We start from the raw sequence: 22057 nt of genomic DNA on the forward strand, positions 1-22057 counted from the left end.
TCGAATCCGCCACCAGTGCAACCCTTTTATCTCGCTAACCTTTTGATTTGCAAGAGGTTTTGCTTAAGGACTGCGCCGGAAGTGGTGCGCATTATAGGGGCCTGAAAACTACCGTCAACCGTTAATTTCAGTTTTTCCCCAACTTACTTCTTCTGCTTCGAAGGGAGACCAGGGCCGCAGCCACTGACGGAACGCGCGCGATAAGCAGCACTGCAGCAATGCCTGCATATAGAAACCAGCGCGCGGAGTCGGCGCGGACCACCCAGAGCATATGTAGCAACACGACTATTACGATGACATATACCAACCGATGCACTGTCTTCCAGCGCCTGCCAAGACGGCGCATGCTCCATCGGGAGGACGTCGTTGCCAGAACGGTCAACCCCAAAAAACCGAGACCACCGACAAGAATGTACGGCCGCTCCCGCAGCTCTTCGCCCAAACGAGCGATTTCGCCACCCAGCAGAAAGTACAGATAGCTAGTTATATGCAACAGCGCGTAAGTGAAGCACCACAGCCCAAGTTGACGCCGTATGGCTAGCCAGCCACCCCACCCGGCCAGCCGCTGCAAGGGTGTCATGGATAGTGTCAGCAGCAGCAGGACCAGCGCTCCCTGCCCGAGGTTATCGACCAGTACTTTTCCAGGGTCAGGACCGAGTGCGAATTGCCACGCCAGATACAACCAGTACAGCGGCACGCCCGCGGCACAAGCGAATACCGTCAGCCGCCACAACGGGAAGCGCATCAGTAATCCTTGTGGAGATCCATTGGGCTATATAGCCCGGCGACCTGCTCGGCGTACCCATTGAAAGGCTGGGTGTCTCGCAAGTTGGGGCTGAACAGGCTTCCGGGAAGCCTGCGCTCACGGGCCTGGGACCATCGGGGGTGGGACACTTTCGGATTCACGTTCGCATAGAACCCATATTCTTGCGGCGCCATCGACTGCCAGGTCGTCGCGGGTTGATCTCGAACGAAGCTGATGCGCACGATCGACTTGATGCTTTTGAACCCGTACTTCCACGGAACCACCAGCCGTAGGGGCGCACCGTTCTGGTTCGGCAAGGAGCGACCGTACATGCCCACAGCGAGTAAAGTCAGAGGATGCATGGCTTCGTCCATTCGCAGCCCTTCAACGTAGGGCCAATCAATCAGCGCGAACCCAGAACGGGTGCCTCGCATTTCTTCAGGGCGGTAGGCGGTTTCGAAGCGAACGAACTTGGCGGATGAATGCGGTTGGATCTTACGAACCAGATCAGCCAGGGGGAACCCCAGCCACGGAATGACCATCGACCACGCTTCTACACAGCGAAGTCGATAGATGCGCTCCTCAAGCCGCCCTTCAGAGAAAAGGTCCTCAAGGGAGTAACGCCCAGGTCTGTCCACCTCGCCGTCGACCAGCACCGTCCAAGGCTCCACTTTCAAAGCTGAAGCGTGCCGCGCAGGGTCCCCCTTATTGGGGCCGAACTCATAGAAATTGTTGTACTGAGTTGCATCGGTAAAAGGCGTTATAGCTTCGCCATCGGGGACGGCAGCCTGCCAACGGGTGTTAGCCAATTTGTCAGCGAACCACTTGGGCGCTGTCGCCGCGGTAACGCCAGGGTAGCGCTCGGACGCATTAACCAGAGACGGCATTGCGATGGCAACGCCGGAAAGCGCTGCCCCGCTAAGCACCTGCCGGCGACTCAAATAAGCCGGCTCGGGTGTTACTTCTGACTCACGGCACTCGCCGGAGGCGGGAATCCTGATAAGCATGGGCAGCTCCGCGCATTGGCTCCAACGAAGCAATACGCGCAGCCAGATTGAAAATCAACCCTCGACGCGCTTACGACGGCGCAACTGCATCAAGTACTGCACGGGGCCGGAAACCGCATACGCCAGGAAGATCAACAGCAAAATACGCGGCGGATCACTGAACACTACGGCAAACACAAGCACCACCACCAGAATGGCTACGAAAGGAACACGCCCTTTCAGATCCAAGTCTTTGAAGCTGTAGTACTTGATATTGCTCACCATCAGCAAACCGGCAGCAGCGACCATCAGCGCAAACAGCATTACCAGCACCAGCGGTAAGTCGCCCCCGCGGATACCGACATCATCTAGCGCCCAAACAGCCCACACCCAGCCCGCCACCACACCCGCTGCGGCCGGACTAGCCAAGCCGATAAACCAGCGCTTGTCTACCTTGCCGATCTGCGTATTGAAACGCGCCAGGCGCAGCGCAGCGCACGCGACATAGATGAAGGCAACGGTGAGGCCAACATTTCCCAATTCGGACAGTGCCCACTCGTAAGCCAGCACCGCGGGCGCTAGACCAAACGCCACCATGTCAGACAGCGAGTCGTACTCGGCACCAAAAGCGCTCTGGGTATTGGTCAAGCGCGCCACACGTCCATCCAGGCCGTCGAGCACCATCGCGACAAACACGGTCGCCGCGGCCACATAGAAGTTGCCGTTGATAGCCGTGATGATCGAAAAGAACCCGGCGAAAAGATTGGCAGTGGTGAACAGGTTGGGCAGCAGATAGATGCCGCGATGCCGTACCTTGCGGCCGTCAGGCTCCTGGGTTTCCTCAACATGCTCATCGATCGGCAGAATGCTCTCTGGCTCGACTGGCTTGTTCGGATCTTCGGGTTGTCCACTCATGCGCATTCACCTTCTACAACAGGTACGGATAGATTTCGACCAGATCAAGAGACCTGCGGTTCAGCCTGGCCAAACCCGCGATTTATACCAGAAGCCTGGCAGGCAAAACGAAAAAACGCGGCCGAAGCCGCGTTTATTGAGCAGTAGAACGATCAGTTCTTGCTCTTGTCGACGATCTTGTTCGCCGCAATCCAAGGCATCATCGCACGCAGCTTCTCGCCGACGACTTCAATGCCGTGGGCCGCATTGTTGCGACGGTAGGCGGTCATGGACGGATAGTTCGACGCGCCTTCAGTGATGAACATCTTGGCGTACTCACCATCCTGAATACGCTTCAGGGCATTACGCATCGCGGCGCGGGACTCGGCGTTGATGACTTCAGGACCGGTGACGTACTCACCGTACTCGGCATTGTTGGAGATCGAGTAGTTCATGTTGGCGATGCCGCCTTCGAACATCAGATCGACGATCAGCTTCAGTTCATGCAAGCACTCGAAGTAGGCCATTTCCGGCGCGTAACCAGCTTCGACCAACGTTTCGAAGCCGGCCTTGACCAGCTCGACGCAACCGCCACAGAGAACAGCCTGCTCGCCGAACAGGTCGGTTTCGGTTTCATCCTTGAAGGTGGTTTCGATGATGCCGGTACGACCACCGCCGACGCCGCAGGCGTAGGACAGCGCGACGTTACGGGCGTTGCCGGAAGCATCCTGGTAGATCGCGATCAGGTCGGGAATACCGCCACCCTTGACGAACTCGGAACGCACGGTGTGACCTGGTGCCTTGGGAGCGATCATGATGACGTCCAGATCACCGCGCGGCACGACCTGATTGTAGTGGATCGAGAAGCCATGGGCGAAGGCCAGGGTAGCGCCCCGCTTCAGGTTCGGCTCGATCTCGTCCTTGTACAGGCGGCCCTGGAACTCGTCTGGGGTCAGGATCATCACCAAGTCGGCAGCGGCAACGGCTGCCGGCACGTCGCTGACCTTCAGGCCATGAGCCTCAGCCTTGGCGATGGAGGACGAGCCCGGACGCAGGCCAACGGTGACGTCGACGCCGGAATCCTTCAGGTTGCACGCGTGAGCGTGGCCCTGGGAGCCGTAACCGATGATGGCGACCTTCTTGCCCTGAATGATGGAGAGGTCGCAGTCTTTATCGTAAGAAACCTTCATGAATTACCCCTGTTGCCGGCCTCGTGGGCCATTCGATAAAACGTTACTGACTGGCGAGACGACGTGTCCGACAGCCGACTAGATACTCAGTACCTTGTCACCGCGAGAGATCCCGGTGACGCCACTGCGCACAACTTCCAGGATCGAAGCGGTGCCAACGGCCTGAATGAAACTGTCCAGCTTGTCACTGGTTCCGGCCAGCTGAATCGTATATACGCTGGTGGTCACGTCGACGATCTGCCCGCGGAAGATGTCGGTGGTGCGCTTGACCTCGGCGCGCTGAGCTCCTGTGGCCTTGACCTTGATAAGCATCAGTTCACGCTCGATGTGAGCGCTCTCCGACAGGTCGACCAGCTTGACGACTTCAACCAGCTTGTTGAGGTTTTTGGTGATCTGCTCGATCACCTCCTCATGGCCTACCGTGGTCAGCGTCAGACGCGACAGCGTCGGGTCTTCAGTCGGCGCCACAGTGAGGCTTTCGATGTTGTAGTTGCGTTGCGAAAACAGGCCGACCACACGAGACAGTGCACCCGGTTCGTTTTCCATCAGCAGGGAGATGATGTGTCTCATGATCAGGTCCGCTCCGTCTTGCTCAGCCACATGTCGCGCATCGCACCGTCTTTGATCTGCATCGGGTAGACGTGCTCGGCGGTATCGACAGCGATATCCAGGAAGACCAGACGATCCTTCATGGCGAATGCCTCTTCCATCATCGGCTTGAGGTCCTTGAGGTCGGTAATGCGCATTCCGACGTGACCATAAGCCTCGGCCAGCTTGACGAAGTCAGGCAGCGACTCCATGTAGGAGTGCGAGTAGCGACTGTTGTACACCATGTCCTGCCACTGGCGGACCATGCCCAACGCACCGTTGTTGAGGTTGATGATCTTCACTGGCAGGTCGTACTGCAGGCAGGTCGACAGCTCCTGAATGTTCATCTGGATACTGCCCTCGCCGGTAACGCAGGCGACATCGGCTTCGGGGAAGCTCAGCTTCACACCCATGGCTGCCGGCAAGCCGAAGCCCATGGTGCCGAGGCCGCCCGAGTTGAGCCAGCGGTTGGGCTTGTCGAACTTGTAGTACTGGCAGGCGAACATCTGATGCTGACCGACGTCCGAGGTTACATAGGCCTGACCCTTGGTCACTTCGCAGAGCACCTCGATAGCTGCCTGCGGCTTGATGATCGAACCATCGCCCTCGTTATAGGGGAACAACCGGCCATTGCCGCGCCATTCGTCGATCTGCTTCCACCAACTGGCCACGGTCTCGGCATTCGGCACTTGGCCGATTTCCTTGACGATGGCGACCATCTCGGTGAGCACGCTGTCGACCGGACCGACAATCGGGATGTCCGCCTTGATGGTCTTGGAGATAGATGCCGGATCGATGTCGATGTGGATGATCTTGGCGCTTGGGCAGAACTTGGTCGCACCATTGATCACGCGGTCATCGAAGCGCGCACCGACAGCCAGGATCACATCGGAGTGGTGCATCGCCAGGTTGGCGGTGTAGCTGCCGTGCATGCCGAGCATGCCGACGAACTGGCGGTCGCTGCCCGGATAGCACCCTAGGCCCATCAAGGTGTTGGTCACCGGCAGGTTGAGCATCTTCGCCAGCTCGGTCAGTTGCTCCGAGGCCTTGCCCAGGACCACGCCGCCACCGGCGTAGATGATGGGCCGCTTGGCTCCCAGCAGCAACTCCGCCGCCTTGCGAATCTGGCCCGAATGCCCACGCACGGCCGGGCTGTACGAACGCAGCTTGGCCTTCTTCGGGTAGACGTACTCGTATTTTTCGGCCGGGTTGGTCATATCCTTCGGGATATCGATGACAACCGGCCCTGGACGCCCGGACTCGGCGAGATAGAACGCCTTCTTCATCACTTCGGGGATTTCCGAAGGATGTTTGATCATGAAGCTGTGCTTCACGATGGGCCGGGAGATGCCGATCATGTCGGTTTCCTGGAAGGCATCGGTGCCGACCATGGTGCTGGGCACCTGACCGGAGATGACCACCATCGGGATCGAGTCCATGAAGGCGGTGGCGATACCGGTGATGGCATTAGTCGCCCCTGGACCGGAGGTCACCAGCACCACGCCAGCCTTGCCGGTCGCGCGCGCATAGCCATCGGCCATGTGAGTGGCGGCCTGCTCGTGGCGAACCAGGATGTGCTCGATGGACTTTTCTTTGAAAAGCGCATCGTAGATATGCAGAACGGCACCGCCTGGGTACCCGTAGATGTACTTAACGCCTTCGTCGCGCAGGAAGCGGACGACCATTTCAGCGCCGGATAAGAGTTCCACGTTGTTCACCTCTGAAACGCCAGATAGCGAATCCAAGTCGGAGCCGCCAGAAATAGGTTTACTGCTAGCAGGGCATGAGCGACGGTGGTCGCCGACTACGTCAGCCACTGACTGAGCCAGTATTGGAAGAGACCCTGGTGTCTCGGGCTCTCCACCCAGCGCGAGGTAACGCGTTGCGGGTGATGCAGGTCGGCGCGGGTAGCACCTCATGTCTGTCTAGACTGAGCCGGTATCGCTTGCGGCGAGGCGACTCAGGACAGCAAGCTTCGAATTGTTCGGATTCAGCACCAGCAAGTCAAGCTTGCCGTTGTGTTTGAGCAACGTTGAGCTGTGACGGGGTGCAGAAGCAACGCTCTGGCTTTTGGGTATAGTGACCGCCGGTTTTCGATTTAAACGAAGGTAAAAACATGCGATTCATGTTTCTTGCGGGCGGCTTGGTACTGGCGCTTTGCGGCAACGTCATGGCTGCCCAGGTGTACAAGTGGGTAGACGCCCAAGGGGTCACGCACTTCGGTGCGCAACCGCCGCAGGGCCAGCAAGTGGAAACCGTCAATACAGTAACGGCACCGGCGAAACCAGCCGCAAAGCCAGACAACGTCGCGCCGGATGAAGCCGATAGCGAGGCTGATCAAAGCAGCATTGACCGCAAAGTGAAGCAGCAGGTCGCCGCTCAGGAAGCTGAGCGCAAGCGTTACTGCGAAAGCATGCGCACGAACCTGGCCCAACTGCAGAACAATCCGCGCGTGCGCGTCGAGGACAATGGCGACACCCGGCGAATTAGCGAAGAAGAACGGCAGACGCGAATCGCTGAAACCCGCGATAAAATCGCGGAACACTGCAATTGATCAGACCACTGAGTGAAACGCGCTGCAGCGCCTCATAACTCCGAGGCGCCAGGCGCTTCGATCAGGTCGTCGAAGCCCCGCAACGCTTCCAGCAGGCTCCCGACTCGCGCGTCGCGATAGACCATCTCAGCCATCGCGCAGATGCCGGACACCACCGGCAATGGATGATCCGCCTCTACGATGGCCTTCATCCGAGGCAGGAATATCCATTGCAGCCATTCTTCGAACCGTAGCGTATCTACGCAGAACGGCTCGACGCTGGCCAGAGCCTCCGCCGTCGGAGGCTCGACACGCCACAGCCCGAGCACCCGCAACTCACGCTCGATCAACAGCAGCTGCTGAGCGACCACAGGCAAGCGCTGATCCATTACAGATTGACCTTGGCACGCTCGCGCGCCTGAGCGGCACCTGCGGTGTCACCCTGACGTTCACGTGCCTGAGCGATCAGCTCCCACAGACTCGCCTGCAGGGCAGGCCGGTCACCGGCATAGCTCAGCGCACGCCGGGACAGCTGCTCGGCCTGAGTCGCATCGCCTTGGGCCAGACGGACCTGGGCCAAGCGATAAAGCACCTGGGGCTCGCGCGGAGCGATGCGCTGCGCGCGCTCAAGGCTGGAGGCAGCACCATTCAAATCGCCACCACCCTGCTGTTGCTGCGCAGTCGTCAGCAGCGCCAGCACGGGACCGTCGAGTTGTTCGTCGGCAGCTAGGCCACTACGGGACGAGGGAATGCCACTGGGCATGCTTGGTTGAGGCGCACTGGCCGGGGCCGAGATCGAAGGGGCGGGTTGCCACGTTGGCTGTGTCCCACCCGTGGTATCGATCGCCCCAGAGAACGGTGCGTCAGGCGCGGCAAATGTCTCAAGGGGCGCGGAACTACCCTGCGGCACCATCACGACCACGCCCGAATCCTCCTGTTGCTGGCGCGGCGCGGCGGTGGCTGGAGCCCGATAACCCTGACGGGCGGCAGTCTCCTCGGACACGGGAGCCCCTGCATCAACGACGGGAATCGAACGGCGATCCACGGTGGCACAACCCTGGATCAGAGCCACGACCGCAATAACAGTCATCCACTGCTTGTTCACTAATTCAGACCTCTTAAACCAAATAGCACGAGATGCACCGTGGGCCGCTGCTATTGCAGCCATCCACGCACCCAATCCATGACCGACTCCGCCGGAGCTTGAATACCACACCCTGGCCCCGGAGCCGGCTCGCTGCCGCGAATATAGGGCATCTGCACAGCATCAGGGCAGCGCTCATCCGTGCCCAGACCGCTTCGCGCATCTATCCAGGCATAAGCCACATTATCCGGCACCGGCATCTGCAGAGGCAGCGGATCAGCACGACGCATGAAATCACTCCACACCTGAAGCGCACCCGTTGCACCTGTCAGCGAGGTCTTGCCGTTATCATCGCGCCCCAGCCAGACCACCGCCAGCAGATCCTGGCTGAACCCGGCGAACCAGCTGTCACGCGAGTCGTTAGTGGTGCCGGTCTTGCCGGCCAGATTGAGCGACCGCGGCAGGCGATTGTAGGCGGATCGCCCGGTCCCCTCGCTCATGGCGCGCTGCATGGCGTACTGGGTCAGATAGATGGCGCCCGGATCGAAGCGCTGCTGTATCTGGAACGGGTACCGCTTGAGCGGTTCGCCGTCAGCTGTCAGCACACTGCGAATGCCACGCAATGGCGTGTTGAAGCCGCCGTTGGCTAATGTCTGATACATATCAGCCACCTCGATCGGGCGCAGCCCGCCAGCCCCGAGCAGCATCGATGGGTAAGCCGGCCACTTAGGCGAGGCGCCCAGCCGCTCGAGTGTCTTCAGCACATTGGGCACGCCGAGATCGAGCCCGAGCCGCGCGGTAGACAGGTTGTAGGAGTTGGCGAGAGCTTGATACAGGTAGACCGTGCCGTAAGCCTGACGGCCATAGTTCTGTGGCTTCCATATCTGCCCGTCCGCACCCTTGACCGAAAAGGGCTCATCTTCGAGCAGACTGGTCAGCGTGTACTGGCTGGGCTTCTCAAGCGCGGCTAGGTAGATGGCAGGTTTGATCAGCGAGCCGATCGGCCGCGACGCGTCCAATGCCCGGTTGAAGCCGGCGTATCCAGGCTGGCGACCGCCCAGCATCGCCTGGATCTCCCCGGTTTCAGGGTTGGTCACGATCATCGCGCCTTCAACGCCCTCGGTGCTCTTGCCGAGGCGCTTGAGCGTTTCGCTCATGGCCTGCTCGGCCTTCAGTTGCAGGATCGGATCGAAACTGGTGAAGACTCGCAGCCCCTCTTCGGTGAGGTCCTCATCTCGATAATCCTCGCGCAGCTGGCGTTTGACGAGGTCGAGGAACGCCGGATACGAGCTGTCCGCCATGCTGCCACGCTGGGTTACGCCCAAAGGTGCCTGCTTGGCCTTGGCTAAGACCTCAGCGCTCACCACCTGCTGTTCAGCCAGCAGATCGAGAACCAGATTGCGTCGCTCTAACGCCCGCTCGGGGTTGCGGCGAGGATTGTAGTAAGTCGGGCCTTTCACCATGCCGACCAGCAGCGCCACTTGCGGCAGCTTCAGCTCGGCCAACGGTTGCCCGAAGAAGTACTGACTTGCCAGACCGAAGCCATGCACCGCACGTCGCCCATCCTGACCGAGGAACACTTCATTCAGATAGGCCTCGAGGATTTCCTCTTTGCCATAGTGCAACTCCAGCAGCACCGCCATCATCGCCTCGGTGGCCTTGCGATTGAGGCTACGCTCGTTGGTCAGGTAAAAGTTCTTCACCAGCTGCTGAGTGAGGGTGCTGCCACCCTGCCGGACCTGGCCTGCAGTCAGGTTGACCCAGACCGCACGAGCGATGGACTTGGGCGACACGCCGAAGTGATTGAAGAACTCCCGATCCTCCACCGCGACCAGCGTCTCGATCAGATACGGCGGCACCTGATCGAGCTTGATCAGGATCCGGTCCTCGTTATGCGCAGGGTACAACCCACCAATCAGCACCGGCTCGAGACGAGCAACCGGTGTGGTACTGCCGTTGCCAGCAGTCAGGCCGGCGACGAAGTCGCCCGAGAAGCGCACCCGCAGCCGTTGTGACTGCTCGGCGCCCTCATAGAACTGAAAGCCACGGGTATGCAATTCGATGTCGTTGCCCGCAACGGAAGCGCCTCCAGGGCCGCTGACTGCTTTTTCGCGGCGATAGCCCAGCGCGTCCAGTTCTGCCAGGAAGTCGTTCTTGTCCAGTTTCTGTCCTACGAACAACTCAAGCGGCCGCGCATAGACCTTGGCCGGAATCGTCCAGCGCTTGCCGGAGAATTTCTCCTGCACCACGGCATCGAGATAAATAGCGAAACCGGCCAGGATCACCAGGCCGACAATGGACAATTTGACCGCCCAGCCCAACCAGGGGCGAGCGCCTGCAGAGCGGCGCTTGGAGCGTGTACGAGAGGAGCGAGGTTTAGTCATGGCGGCGCATTATACGCACTTTGCCGCGGCGGACCGACGGCCTCTCAGCAGTTTGCAGTGCAACGCTCAGCGGCCATAATGCCAGCGACTTTTCGACTGTGTGAACTGCTTTGCAGTGGACTCGCACGCCCGTTCAAGAACTTCAACAAGGAATGACCGTGAGCCAAGCACTGATCGCCGCGCTGCAGAATCCTGCGCTGTACCCGCACCCTGCCGAGGAATGCAGGGTCATCGAAACCCATATTTCCTGGGTGATCCTCACCGGCACGTACGCCTACAAGATCAAGAAGCCGGTGGACTTCGGCTTTCTCAACTTCACCGATCTCGCGGCGCGCAAGCATTTCTGCGAAGAGGAGCTGCGCCTTAATCAACGCATGGCGCCGGACCTGTATCTCGAAGTGTTGCCCATCAGCGGCTCGCCGGGTGCACCAGAGATCAACGGTGCTGGCGAGCCCTTCGAGTATGCATTGAAGATGCGCGAGTTTCCGCAGACCCAACTGCTGGCCGAATTGCAGGCACGCGGTGAGCTGACGGATGCGCACATCGACGCGCTGGCCGAGCAAATCGCTCACTTTCACCAAAGCACCCCTCAAGTACCTGCGGGTCATGCACTACGAAGCGCCGACGCGATCGTCGCGCCAATGCGGCAGAACTTCGAGCAGATCCGCCCCCTGCTAAGCGAAGCGGCGGATCTGCGCCAGCTGGACGCGCTCGAGGAGTGGACCGAAACCAGTGTTGAGCGTCTGCGCCCACTGCTCGATCAGCGCTGCCAGCAGGGCTTCGTGCGTGAGTGCCACGGTGACCTTCACCTGGGCAACGCCACGTTGATTGATGGCAAGGTCGTGCTGTTCGACTGCATCGAGTTCAACGAGCCGTTTCGCCTGATCGATATCGCCTCGGATGCCGCGTTCCTGGCGATGGATCTCGAAGATCGCGGTCTGAAGTGCCAGGCGCGCCGTTTCATCAATGGCTGGTTCGAGCACACCGGTGACTATGCGGCACTGGCGCTGCTGAATTTGTACAAAGCCTATCGCGCACTGGTGCGCGCGAAGGTCAGCCTGTTCCGCCTGTATCAGGAGCAGGACGCCGTGCAACGCAAGGTGATCGTGCGCCAGTACCGCAGCTATGCCAATTTGGCCGAGAGTTACAGCGCCATTCCCTCGCGCTTTCTCGCAATCACCCACGGCGTGTCGGCTGTAGGCAAAAGCCACGTCGCACTGCGCCTGGTGGAGGCTCTTGGCGCAATACGCCTGCGCTCGGATGTCGAACGCAAGCGCTTGCACGGCGAGCAGTCCCAGGCACAGCAGGGCCAGCTGGATACCGGCATTTATAGCCAGCAGGCCAGCGACGAGACCTATCGGCATCTGCACCAGCTGGCGACCACCGCACTGCAGGCAGGCTTCTCCGTGGTGATCGACGCGGCATACCTGAAACTACAGCAGCGTCAGGATGCATGGCAGGCGGCCGAGGCCACCGGTGTGCCCTTCCTGATTCTTGACTGCCAGGCTCCCGATGCGGTGATCGCCCAGTGGTTGGCGCAACGCCAGGCCGAGGGACTCGATCCATCTGACGCGACCATGGAAGTGGTGCATGCCCAGCAGGCCAGCCGCGAAGAACTGAGCGAACGCGAGCGGCTGCACAGCCGCCGGGTCGACACGCAGGACGCCGGCAGCCTTGACGAGCTGGTCGCCAGCATCCGCCAGCACCTGCCGGGGCTCTGACGGCCGCGCACCGCCGCCAGCAGAGTGCGGCGGTGCTTCTATACTCTCGGTATTCCAATCATGGAACACCACCATGTCTGCCCGTGAAGCACCTACGCCCAACCCAGCCAGCGACAGCGTCCAGCTGTTCTCTAGCCGATCCGTCGACTATGCACGCTTCCGTCCGACTTACCCCGAGGCGCTTTTCACATGGCTCGCAAGCCAGTGCGTAGCGACCGACACAGCGCTGGATCTCGCAGCAGGTAACGGACAAGCCAGCATCCCGCTAATAGGACACTTTCGTCGCGTCTTGGCGTGCGATGCCAGCACCAAGCAGCTCAGCGCCGTAGGCGACTGGTCGGGCGTCCGGCGTTTCGTCGCCGAAGCGGAATACCTGCCGTTGCGTCGCAACCAGCTGGATCTGCTGGTAGTCGCACAAGCGTTGCACTGGTTTGCCACTCCCACATTCTTCGCCCAGGCGCAATTCGCGCTGAAACCGAACGGCCTATTCTGCGCTTGGTGCTACAGCCTGCTGGAGGTATCGGCAGAGGTGGATGCGGTGATCCGCACGCTGTACAGCGAAACCCTCTCGGGCTACTGGCCAGCCGGTCGCTCCAGCGTCGACGCTGGTTACAGCGATATCCAGGCTCCATTCGAGAGCATCGAAACCCCAGCGTTCGCACTCGAAGCGTGTTGGAATCTCTCTGAGCTGATCGGCTATTTAGGTACATGGTCAGCTGTGAAGCTGTGGCGACAGCGGCATGATCGCGATCCCATTGCAATGATCGAGGCTCGGTTGTCGTCGGCCTGGGGCCCTGCCGAACGGCGGCGAATCATCCGCTGGCCGCTACACTTTCTGACGGGCTTCCCCAACCGCTAGCACCGCAAGGACGCCACCATGCACGACGAACTGCTTTCGCTCCGCAATCTCGGCAAGACATCGGTGCAATGGCTGCACGCATCAGGCATCCATACGGCTGCGGATTTGCGCAGGCTCGGCGCGGTTAGCTCCTATCTCGCAGTAAAGTCGCGCGGCTTCGGCGCCTCGAAGGTACTGCTGTATGCCATCGAAGGCGCGCTGCGCGACATGCCCTGGCAGCAGCTGCCGGCGCCCTTGAAGGAAGAGCTCAATCGAAATCTTGGCACCAATCCCGACAACTAGAGCTAGCTCACAACCTCTGCTCGGCGAGATTTACTCAGCCCTCACCCGAGCCTATTGTGCGCCGACGTGACCCTGCCAATCGTCTGCCCGTTCGTTCAAGGATTACCGACATGTATTTACTCGGGGAGCAACCGGCGTACGCCGATCGCCTGATCAATCGCCTGCAAACAATTCCTTGCCAATTGCTGGAAGGCTTGTCGCCCTCGGGGCCCAATCTTGAACTCAAACACACCGATAACCTGTGCGCCGAGCTTCCGGCGCAACAACTGTTCATCATCGAGACCGGGCTGCTGCATGCGCTGATCGACGATAAGGCACTGTTCTACCTACAGGAGGGTGACCTCGTGGGGCTGCGCCAGTCAGGCGATCTGCCAGATTGCCGCTATTGCAGCGATGAACCCATCAGCCTGATCCCCTACTCGCGCAATGCAGTATTTCAGCACATTCACGCTGACGAGCATCGCCAGGAGTTGTTCACTCAGTACCTGATCGGACATACAGCACTGCTCGGCGATGCCCTAGCGCGCCTGAAGCAACCGGAGATTCGACCGGCTACCGGCTTCAAGCATTTCGCCGTCGGTGAAGAACTGATTCACCAAGGAGACGAGGCAGACAACGTGTTCATCATCATTGAAGGCCATGCCGAGGCTGTAGTCGATGGACAAAAAGTGGGTGACGTACAAAAAGACGAGATCTTTGGTGCCATGGCGGTCTTCACCCGCGAGCGGCGTAGCGCTACGGTAGTCGCCAGCGAGCCCTGTACGGTCATGGTGATTCCGAAGGAGCAGTTCCTAGGTCTGACGCAGAGCAATCCGCGAATTGCCCACAGCCTTATTGAGAGCATGGCACGGCGCATCGACCTGCTTAACAAGGAAGTCACCCACCTGCGCGTCAATGTTGCCGTTTGAGGCGGACGGGCCGTTTTTGCTGCGCAACAAATATTTTTACGAAAGCCTGTTGACGCAGAAATGAGAATTGTTATTATTATCGCAACTGATCGCGAGGTCAGCCGATAGCTGAAGGCTCAGGCAGTCGATCCTTCAGGTTATCTCCTCATCAGGCTAATCACGGTTTTGACCCGGCTCTGCCGGGTCTTTTTTTGCCTGCAGAAAACTCGGCCTCTTCTACTTTCCATGTTGGCGCAGTTGCTCGCAGTGATCCTGCTCTGGCTGCGCTGCGGTGTACCAGACGTAATCGGCCTGCGCTGCGGTTACCGTCTCCCCCACCTCGGCAAGCATCAGCACACCTACCCGCTCCCCTGACAGATCCGCGATATGCAACGGCACGCCCAGATCACGCCGCACATGGAACGCGCCGGCTAGCAGCATCGCGGGCTTCGGTGCAGCAACCATCTGCTCAGCCATGCGCCGATCACGTTGCTGCTGCACCGCCAGCATTGCCGGCAGCTGGGATGCGGGCAACATGCCACAGTGAGAAACCTCGATTTGCGCCAACAGTGCATTGCTTACCCCAGGGGTTGCAGATGCGCGTCCCTGCAGGGGTGGCACGGAGCGATAGATCGACATGATTTCGTCACGCCCAAGGTTGGCATGCAGCAATGGGTACGACTGAGCGAGCGCATGGCTGACCAGCGCTCCGTACAGGCTCCAGTCCCAGCCTTTCTGCCAGCCAAGCGCCTTGGGAAGATCGGCAGGCTCGCGACGATCACGCATCTCGCGGCGCACCGCATCGACTCGCGGTTGCTGATCAGGCTCAAGCATCTCCAGCAGCAGACTGCCTTGCGGACGCTCGCCCTCCAGCGCTCGTAGCAACCAGAGTTGCAGTGCGTGATGGTCGGGATTGTCGTGCCGTTCGCCGACCAGCAGACCGTCATAAATCTGGAGTTGCGCCACCAGCTGCGCGGGGCCGAGAACGGCATTTCTACGCAGATCGACGATCAGACCCAAGTCGGGATGCGCACGCCCCTCCGGACTTTGCCACTCGGGCAGAGGTGGCAGGGAATGGCATCCCGCAAGCAGCCCCAATACCAGCAACACAATAATTCGCACAGCGGACCTCCTTAGCGAGCGATGATCAGCGGGTGACCGAGCTCAGGATGACGTTGGACCAGCACATCCAGACCGAATACGGTCCGCAGCGGCTCGGCCCGCAGCACCTCATCAGGTGAACCAGCAGCGATCGACCGGCCAGCCCTCAACAGCAATAGACAATCACAGTAACGCGCGGCCAGATTAAGGTCATGCAGGATTACCAGGGCGGCTCCGCCTTGCTCGGCAAAGCCCCTTACTGCCTGGAGAATGCTGTGCTGATGTGCAGGGTCGAGCATCGACGTAGGCTCGTCGAGCAGCAGTACTTGCCCTGCCCCGCCCGGCCACAGCTGCGCCAGCACCCGGGCAAGATGTACACGCTGGCGTTCGCCGCCGGACAGTTTAAGGTAGCTGCGGCCGGCAAGATGCTGCGCGTCAGCAGCAACGAGTGCGGCTGAGACAACGGCGGCATCGACCGCACGCCCGCTACGATGGGGCAGACGGCCCATGGCGACCACATCCACGACCCGGAAGGCGAAGCTGAGCGTCGAGCTTTGCGGCAACACGGCCAGGCAGCGCGCGCGCTCCACGTCCGGCCACTCGCCAAGCGCTCGCCCTTGCAGCGACACGTGCCCCATGGATGGTCTGATTTCACCGGACAGCGTCCCAAGCAGCGTGCTCTTGCCTGCACCGTTCGGGCCCAGCACGCCGAAAACCTGTCCTGGCCGCAGCTCGAGCGAAACGCCCTGCAGAGCCGTTATCGCGCCTCGCTGCACCGTCAGGTCAGTACCCACCAGCATCAGACGCGCTCCCGCAGCAGCAGATAAAGAAAGAAAGGCGCGCCGAGCAACGCAGTGACGATGCCTATCGGCAGCTCGGCAGGCGCAATCACCAGCCGCGCTGCAATATCGGCGAGTAGTAGCAGACTGGCGCCGGCAAGCGCCGAAGCCGGTAACAGCAGACGGTGATCGGGCCCCACCACCAAGCGCATTAAATGCGGGACCACCAACCCGATAAAGCCAATCAGGCCCGCGGCCGCAACCGCAGCACCGACGCCCAGTGCCGTACACACCACTAGCTCGCGCTTGATTCGCTCGATGTCGAAGCCCAAATGGCGCGCTTCGGACTCGCCCAGCAACAGCGCATTCAAGGCCTTCGCCCGCTGCGGCAGCCAAAGCGCAACCGCAGCGGTAATAAGCAGCAACGGCCATAACCGTGCGTAGCTGGCGCCATTCAGGCTGCCGAGATTCCAGAAGGTCAGCGAGCGCAGCGTCCGATCGTCGGCGAGGTAGGTGAACAACCCGACGACGGCACCGGCTAGCGCCGTCAGTGCGATGCCGGCCAGTAGCATCGTGGCCACGTGGGTCTGGCCATCACGGCGTCCCAGCCGGTAGACCAGCAAGGTCACGCCCAGCCCCCCGACGAAAGCGAATACCGACAGCACATAAGGCTCCAGCACCAGGGGCAACGCAGGAACGAATGTGCTACCGACGATCGCCACAGCCGCGCCGAGTGCCGCACCGCTGGAAACCCCGACCAACCCCGGATCCGCCAGGGGGTTGCGAAACAGGCCCTGCATCGCTACGCCGCAAAGCGCTAGCACTGCACCGGCCGCACACCCCAGCAACGTACGCGGCAGACGGATCTGCGCGAGAATCAGCTCTGCCTGCTCGAGCCCGGAAGGGTCGATCGGCACGCCGATTAGCCGCAATGCCGCAGCAAGGCTGTCGCCCATCGTCAGGCTCAGCGGCCCCAACGCCAGCGATAGCCATATGGCGACCAGCAGCAACAAGCCAAGGACGAAAAACAGAAAGCGCGCGGGAATCGGACTACCCATCGGATTGCGTTGCCAAGCGATATGAGCGGCGAAGAATAAGAGCACGCTGCTGGGGCCGCCAGCCCGGCGAAGATTATCAGGCTGCACATCATCGAATGCTGCGGGATAATCCTGACTCATGGCGGAGAACAAGATGATCAGATTGTGCGCAACGTCCGAGTTGCTCGAAGGGCAAAGCCGCGGCTTCACCGTCGGCGAGTTGAAAGTGATCGCCGTTCGCCGGGAGGGCCGGCCATATCTGTACGAAAACCGCTGCCCGCATCGTGGCGTAGCGCTGGAATGGCTTGCCGATCAGTTCCTCGATGACAGCGGCAGCCTGCTGCAATGCGCCACCCACGGCGCGCTCTTTCTCATCGAATCCGGCGAGTGCGTGGCCGGCCCCTGCGCAGGCCAAACGTTGCGTCAGCTCCGTGGAATCGAAAAGCACGACAGCATCTGGTTGCAAACTGATCGGCAGAGCGACAGTTGAGCGCGGGCGCCGGACGCCGGCCGCGGTTATCATGCCGGCACAGCTTTACCGTGAGATCGCCATGCTTCGCCTCCTGAGCCTGCTGCTCCTGCTATTCGTGCTCCCCGCCAACGCCGGCCTGTTCGACAACAAGCCCAGCGCCACCTTCGGCAGTGCGCTGAACAACAGCGGTGACTTCCTGCCGGTGCGCGAGGCGTTCAGACTCAGCCTTGTCGATGCAAAGCCCGAGCAGATCACTCTGCGCTTCGTCGCAGCAGAGGGCTACTACCTCTATCGGCACCGTTTTGCGTTCCAGACCGACGAGCCGGGCGTAGAAATCGGCGAGGCGCAACTGCCCGACGGAGTTGCCAAGGTCGACGACTATTTCGGCGAGATCGAGGCCTATTACGGCATCCTCGACATCGAAATCCCCATAACCAACCCTGACAATCGCCCCTTCGTCCTTCAGGTTTCCTACCAGGGCTGTGCCGACAAAGGCCTGTGTTACCCGCCGGAAACCGAATCGCTTTCCATTGGTGACGGAGCCACACCAAGCACTGCAGAGGGTAGCGAAACAGGTAGCCGCGATCTTTCCTGGCGCTCCATCGCACTGTTCTTCCTCGCCGGCCTGGGCCTGACCTTCACGCCTTGCGTGCTACCGATGCTGCCAATCCTCACCGGGGTGGTTTTGCGCGACCAGCCCGGAGGCATGCGCAGCTTCCTGCTATCGCTGACCTATGTACTGCCGATGGCGGGCGGCTTCGCCCTGCTGGGCGCATTGATGGGGGTGTTCGGCGCGGAGCTCAATCTGCAAGCTCGCCTGCAGTCACCGTGGATTCTTGTGCCCTTCTCGCTGTTCTTCGTCGTCTTCGCGCTGGCCATGTTCGGGCTGTTCGAACTACGCCTACCCCAGGCCCTGAGCAGTCGACTAGATCGCCTCGCAGGCAATGCACGGGGCGGTTCATTCACCGGCGCAGCATTGCTCGGCGCAGTATCCAGCCTGCTGGTATCGCCCTGCGTTTCCGCGCCACTGGCCGGCGCATTGCTGTATATCAGCGCCAGCGGTGATGCGCTGGGCGGCGGTTTGAAGCTTTTCGCGTTGGGCCTGGGGATGGGTGCGCCACTGGTGCTGTTCGCCACTGGGGGTGGCGCGCTGCTGCCCAAAAGCGGGCCATGGATGGTCACCGTGCGCAACGTCTTCGGTGTGCTTCTGCTCGCCGTCGCCGTCTGGATGCTCGAGCGTGTCGTGCCCGGCCCGGTCGCGCTGGCCCTGTGGGGACTGCTCGCAGCAGGCAGCGCCGTCTTTCTCGGCACCCTGGAACTCACCAGCAAGACGCCACGGCAAAAGCTCGCACAACTGCTGGGGCTGGTGTTGCTGGTCTATGCACTAGCCGCCTGGGTGGGCGCGCTACAGGGCGGCTCCGACCCGCTTCGGCCACTACCGAACGCCACTGCTGGCGCATCGCCGAACAGCATCGCCAGCGAGGGCTGGCACACCATTTCCACGCCGGCCGAACTCGATTCACAGCTGGCCGCAGCCCGCGCCGCCGGCCAACCACTCATGCTCGATTGGTATGCAGACTGGTGCATCAGCTGCAAGGTCATCGAGCGTGAAGTGTTCGCCAATCCTCAGGTAGCACCTCGCCTTGCAGACTATCGTCTAATCCGCTTCGACATCACCGAAAGCAACGCCGTCCAGCGCAGCCTGCTGGACCGCTACAAGCTCTTCGGCCCACCAGCCATTCTGTTCTTTGATCGCAACGGCAAGGAGCTGAGCGACGTACGTGTAGTCGGCGAAATAGACGCCTCCGGTTTCGTCGATCGACTGGATCGCGCAGCACCATCGCTATAACTCGCGAACAATGATTTCCCTATATCGCCTCCGATAAGCCAAGCAATTGCTGGCTGACCGAATGATTGCGGCAATCTTCAGACATAATGCGGGCATTTCCCGCGATCGCGACATGACTGGACAGTCAGCCCTTGCTTGGGGCATAGTTTTTCCCTTCCCGCGAACCGGTCCGCACTCGCCGGCTCAGCGCACCCAGAAAAACAAGGAATACCGATGGCCACGTTTCTGGTCCTCCACGGCCCGAATCTGAATCTGCTCGGCACCCGCGAGCCAGGCGTCTACGGCGCGGTGACGCTGGCACAGATCAACCATGATCTGGAGCAGCGCGCCCGTGAAAACGGACACCACCTGCTGCACCTGCAATCCAATGCCGAGTACGAGCTGATCGAACGCATCCATGCCGCTCGCAGCGAAGGCGTCGACTTCATTCTGATCAATCCCGCGGCATTCACGCATACCAGCGTCGCATTACGTGACGCGTTGCTGGCCGTGAGCATCCCATTCATCGAAGTGCACCTGTCCAACGTGCACAAGCGTGAACCTTTCCGCCATCACTCCTACTTTTCCGATGTCGCGGTAGGGGTGATCTGCGGCCTTGGCGCCAGCGGCTACCGACTGGCCTTGGAGGCCGCCCTGGAACAACTCGCTGCTTCCTGATGGATTCGCACTGGCCGAATCTTGAAGAAGCGAGCAGCAATGCCCTTTGAACTTACTTGGGAGTCAATGCTTCATGGATATTCGCAAAGTCAAAAAGCTGATCGAACTGCTGGAAGAGTCCGGTATCGACGAACTGGAAATCCACGAGGGTGAAGAGTCGGTACGCATCAGCCGCCACAGCAAGCAAGTAGCGATGCAGCAGCCGATCTACGCACAGGCACCGGCCGCGCCAGCGCCCGCACCTGTCGCAGCTGCCGCTCCGGCGGCCGACGCTGCTCCGGCCGCTCCCAAACTGAATGGCACCGTGGTTCGCTCACCGATGGTTGGCACCTTCTACCGCGCCTCTTCGCCAGAGTCCAAGTCCTTCGTCGACGTTGGCCAGAGCGTGAAGAAAGGCGACATCCTCTGCATCGTAGAAGCCATGAAGATGATGAATCACATCGAGGCCGAAACCAGCGGCACCATCGAATCCATCCTGGTGGAGAATGGTCAGCCGGTCGAATACGACCAGCCGCTGTTCACCATCGTTTGAACCGCGGAGAGCCAGCGATGTTGGAAAAAGTACTGATCGCCAACCGCGGCGAGATCGCCCTTCGAGTTCTGCGCGCATGCAAGGAACTGGGCATCAAGACCGTGGCGGTGCACTCCACTGCCGACCGTGACCTGATGCACGTGTCGCTGGCCGACGAGTCCGTCTGCATCGGCCCGGCCGCCTCTGCACAGTCGTACCTGAGCATACCGGCGCTGATTGCTGCCGCCGAAGTGACGGGTGCCGACGGCATCCATCCCGGCTACGGCTTCCTCGCCGAGAACGCCGACTTCGCCGAACAGGTGGAGAAATCCGGCTTTACCTTCATCGGCCCAACCGCCGACGTTATCCGCCTGATGGGTGACAAGGTCTCCGCCAAGGACGCCATGAAGCAAGCCGGCGTACCGACCGTACCGGGTTCCGACGGCCCGCTGCCGGAAGACGAAAAGGAAGCGCTGCGGATCGCTCGCGAAGTGGGCTATCCGGTGATCATCAAGGCCGCCGGTGGCGGCGGTGGTCGCGGCATGCGTGTGGTGCACAAGGAGGAGGACCTGATTGACTCCGCCAAGCTGACCCGTAACGAAGCCGGCGCAGCCTTTGGCAACCCGATGGTCTACCTCGAGAAGTTCCTGACCAATCCACGCCACGTGGAAATCCAGGTGCTCGCCGACGGCCAGGGTAACGCCATTCATCTGGGCGATCGCGACTGCTCGCTACAGCGTCGCCACCAGAAGGTGATCGAGGAAGCCCCAGCCCCGCTGATCGATGAAGAAGCCCGTCGCAAGGTCCAGGCCCGCTGCATCAAAGCCTGTATCGACATCGGCTACCGCGGTGCCGGCACCTTCGAGTTTCTCTATGAAGATGGCAACTTCTACTTCATCGAGATGAACACGCGGGTTCAGGTGGAACACCCGGTTACCGAGATGGTCACCGGCATCGACATCGTCAAGGAAATGCTGCTGATCGGCGGCGGTCAGAAGCTCTCGATCAAGCAGGAAGACGTGGTCATCCGCGGCCACGCCATCGAATGCCGCATCAACGCCGAAGATCCGCGCACCTTCATGCCCAGCCCGGGCAAGGTGAAGCACTTCCACGCGCCAGGCGGTAACGGCATACGCGTCGATTCGCACCTGTATGACGGTTATACCGTCCCACCACACTACGATTCGTTGATCGGCAAGCTGATCACCTTCGGCGCCAGCCGCGACGAAGCGATGGGACGCATGCGCAATGCGCTCGACGAGCTGATCGTAGATGGCATCAAGACCAACGCCCCGCTGCACCGTGACCTGGTGCGCGACGCTGGCTTCTGCGCAGGTGGCGTCAACATCCATTACCTGGAGAAGAAGCTAGGTATGGACAAGCACTGAGTCCCGGCTCGCTGCTGCACCACAGAGGCCGCCTTCGGGCGGCCTCTGTCGTTTCTGAAAACCGCCGCCCGGACACCCCGTGCTGGCCGCAACAAGCCCCCTCCAGTAAG

22 protein-coding genes are annotated in these 22057 nt (G+C 60.7%); 10 read left to right on the forward strand and 12 right to left on the reverse strand.

Going from position 1 to position 22057, the window contains the following annotated elements; all coding sequences use genetic code 11:
* Positions 1-127 precede the first annotated feature (127 nt).
* The 6 genes from msrQ to CXK91_RS21260 all read right to left on the reverse strand — a co-directional run bounded on the left by msrQ (position 128) and on the right by CXK91_RS21260 (position 6112).
* Positions 128-745 (reverse strand): protein-methionine-sulfoxide reductase heme-binding subunit MsrQ, encoded by a 618-nt coding sequence (gene msrQ, locus CXK91_RS21235; RefSeq protein WP_103457998.1) that lies wholly within the window; start codon positions 743-745, stop codon positions 128-130.
* Complete coding sequence (gene msrP / locus CXK91_RS21240) at positions 745-1752, reverse strand: protein-methionine-sulfoxide reductase catalytic subunit MsrP (protein ID WP_103457999.1); 1008 nt, start codon at positions 1750-1752, stop codon at positions 745-747. Before msrP ends, msrQ begins: the two co-directional genes overlap by 1 nt.
* 54 nt (positions 1753-1806) lie before the next feature.
* On the reverse strand, positions 1807-2646 hold the full coding sequence (pssA, locus tag CXK91_RS21245; RefSeq protein WP_103458000.1) for a CDP-diacylglycerol--serine O-phosphatidyltransferase: 840 nt from the start codon (positions 2644-2646) through the stop codon (positions 1807-1809).
* A 152-nt stretch (positions 2647-2798) separates the two neighbouring features.
* Complete coding sequence (gene ilvC / locus CXK91_RS21250) at positions 2799-3815, reverse strand: ketol-acid reductoisomerase (protein ID WP_103458001.1); 1017 nt, start codon at positions 3813-3815, stop codon at positions 2799-2801.
* 78 nt (positions 3816-3893) lie between these two features.
* A complete protein-coding gene (gene ilvN / locus CXK91_RS21255; protein WP_003279875.1) occupies positions 3894-4385 on the reverse strand; it encodes an acetolactate synthase small subunit in 492 nt (163 codons plus the stop codon).
* Positions 4386-4387: 2 nt separating this feature from the next.
* Positions 4388-6112 carry an acetolactate synthase 3 large subunit gene (locus CXK91_RS21260; RefSeq protein WP_103458075.1) on the reverse strand — a complete coding sequence of 575 codons (1725 nt, stop codon included), beginning with the start codon at positions 6110-6112 and terminating at the stop codon, positions 4388-4390.
* Between the two features lie 407 nt (positions 6113-6519).
* On the opposite strand from CXK91_RS21260, the gene CXK91_RS21265 reads away from it, so the two are divergent.
* The gene (locus tag CXK91_RS21265) at positions 6520-6957 is read left to right on the forward strand and encodes a DUF4124 domain-containing protein (RefSeq protein WP_103458002.1); all 438 of its coding nucleotides are present in this window, start codon (positions 6520-6522) and stop codon (positions 6955-6957) included.
* A gap of 32 nt (positions 6958-6989) precedes the next feature.
* Here the strand turns inward: CXK91_RS21265 and CXK91_RS21270 are convergent, their stop codons facing one another.
* The 3 genes from CXK91_RS21270 to mrcB form a co-directional block, all read right to left on the reverse strand.
* Positions 6990-7325: a YqcC family protein gene (locus CXK91_RS21270; RefSeq protein ID WP_103458003.1), complete on the reverse strand. Its 336-nt coding sequence runs from the start codon at positions 7323-7325 to the stop codon at positions 6990-6992.
* Complete coding sequence (locus CXK91_RS21275; protein ID WP_103458076.1) at positions 7325-8026, reverse strand: tetratricopeptide repeat protein; 702 nt, start codon at positions 8024-8026, stop codon at positions 7325-7327. Before CXK91_RS21275 ends, CXK91_RS21270 begins: the two co-directional genes overlap by 1 nt.
* A 65-nt stretch (positions 8027-8091) precedes the next feature.
* Positions 8092-10404, reverse strand: coding sequence for a penicillin-binding protein 1B (mrcB, locus tag CXK91_RS21280; RefSeq protein ID WP_103458004.1), 2313 nt, complete (start codon positions 10402-10404; stop codon positions 8092-8094).
* A gap of 158 nt (positions 10405-10562) precedes the next feature.
* On the opposite strand from mrcB, the gene CXK91_RS21285 reads away from it, so the two are divergent.
* From CXK91_RS21285 to CXK91_RS21300, 4 genes are all read left to right on the forward strand, one after another.
* The gene (locus CXK91_RS21285; protein ID WP_103458077.1) at positions 10563-12125 is read left to right on the forward strand and encodes an AAA family ATPase; all 1563 of its coding nucleotides are present in this window, start codon (positions 10563-10565) and stop codon (positions 12123-12125) included.
* Between the two features lie 73 nt (positions 12126-12198).
* Positions 12199-12984: a class I SAM-dependent methyltransferase gene (locus CXK91_RS21290; RefSeq protein ID WP_103458005.1), complete on the forward strand. Its 786-nt coding sequence runs from the start codon at positions 12199-12201 to the stop codon at positions 12982-12984.
* An 18-nt stretch (positions 12985-13002) separates the two neighbouring features.
* Positions 13003-13266: a TfoX/Sxy family protein gene (locus CXK91_RS21295; RefSeq protein ID WP_103458006.1), complete on the forward strand. Its 264-nt coding sequence runs from the start codon at positions 13003-13005 to the stop codon at positions 13264-13266.
* A 110-nt stretch (positions 13267-13376) separates the two neighbouring features.
* A complete protein-coding gene (locus tag CXK91_RS21300; protein WP_103458007.1) occupies positions 13377-14174 on the forward strand; it encodes a Crp/Fnr family transcriptional regulator in 798 nt (265 codons plus the stop codon).
* Between the two features lie 216 nt (positions 14175-14390).
* Here CXK91_RS21300 and CXK91_RS21305 read toward each other — a convergent pair whose 3' ends face one another.
* From CXK91_RS21305 to CXK91_RS21315, 3 genes are read right to left on the reverse strand one after another with little or no spacing between them, the layout of a single operon-like run.
* A complete protein-coding gene (locus tag CXK91_RS21305) occupies positions 14391-15275 on the reverse strand; it encodes a ChaN family lipoprotein (protein ID WP_103458008.1) in 885 nt (294 codons plus the stop codon).
* Between the two features lie 11 nt (positions 15276-15286).
* On the reverse strand, positions 15287-16048 hold the full coding sequence (locus tag CXK91_RS21310; protein WP_423834297.1) for a heme ABC transporter ATP-binding protein: 762 nt from the start codon (positions 16046-16048) through the stop codon (positions 15287-15289).
* A gap of 5 nt (positions 16049-16053) precedes the next feature.
* A complete protein-coding gene (locus CXK91_RS21315; RefSeq protein WP_103458078.1) occupies positions 16054-17091 on the reverse strand; it encodes a FecCD family ABC transporter permease in 1038 nt (345 codons plus the stop codon).
* A gap of 133 nt (positions 17092-17224) precedes the next feature.
* Between CXK91_RS21315 and CXK91_RS21320 the strand changes: the two genes are divergently transcribed.
* From CXK91_RS21320 to accC, 5 genes are all read left to right on the forward strand, one after another.
* Positions 17225-17560, forward strand: coding sequence for a Rieske (2Fe-2S) protein (locus tag CXK91_RS21320; protein ID WP_011914334.1), 336 nt, complete (start codon positions 17225-17227; stop codon positions 17558-17560).
* A 31-nt stretch (positions 17561-17591) separates the two neighbouring features.
* Positions 17592-19391, forward strand: a complete 1800-nt coding sequence (locus CXK91_RS21325; protein WP_103458010.1) for a protein-disulfide reductase DsbD — start codon at positions 17592-17594, stop codon at positions 19389-19391.
* Positions 19392-19604: 213 nt separating this feature from the next.
* A complete protein-coding gene (gene aroQ, locus CXK91_RS21330; protein ID WP_003279899.1) occupies positions 19605-20048 on the forward strand; it encodes a type II 3-dehydroquinate dehydratase in 444 nt (147 codons plus the stop codon).
* Positions 20049-20121: 73 nt separating this feature from the next.
* The gene (gene accB, locus CXK91_RS21335; protein ID WP_003279900.1) at positions 20122-20580 is read left to right on the forward strand and encodes an acetyl-CoA carboxylase biotin carboxyl carrier protein; all 459 of its coding nucleotides are present in this window, start codon (positions 20122-20124) and stop codon (positions 20578-20580) included.
* Positions 20581-20597: 17 nt separating this feature from the next.
* Positions 20598-21947 carry an acetyl-CoA carboxylase biotin carboxylase subunit gene (gene accC / locus CXK91_RS21340; RefSeq protein WP_003279902.1) on the forward strand — a complete coding sequence of 450 codons (1350 nt, stop codon included), beginning with the start codon at positions 20598-20600 and terminating at the stop codon, positions 21945-21947.
* Positions 21948-22057: the final 110 nt, after the last annotated feature.

It is taken from the genome of Stutzerimonas stutzeri (assembly GCF_002909485.1).
GTDB lineage: Bacteria > Pseudomonadota > Gammaproteobacteria > Pseudomonadales > Pseudomonadaceae > Stutzerimonas > Stutzerimonas stutzeri_AH.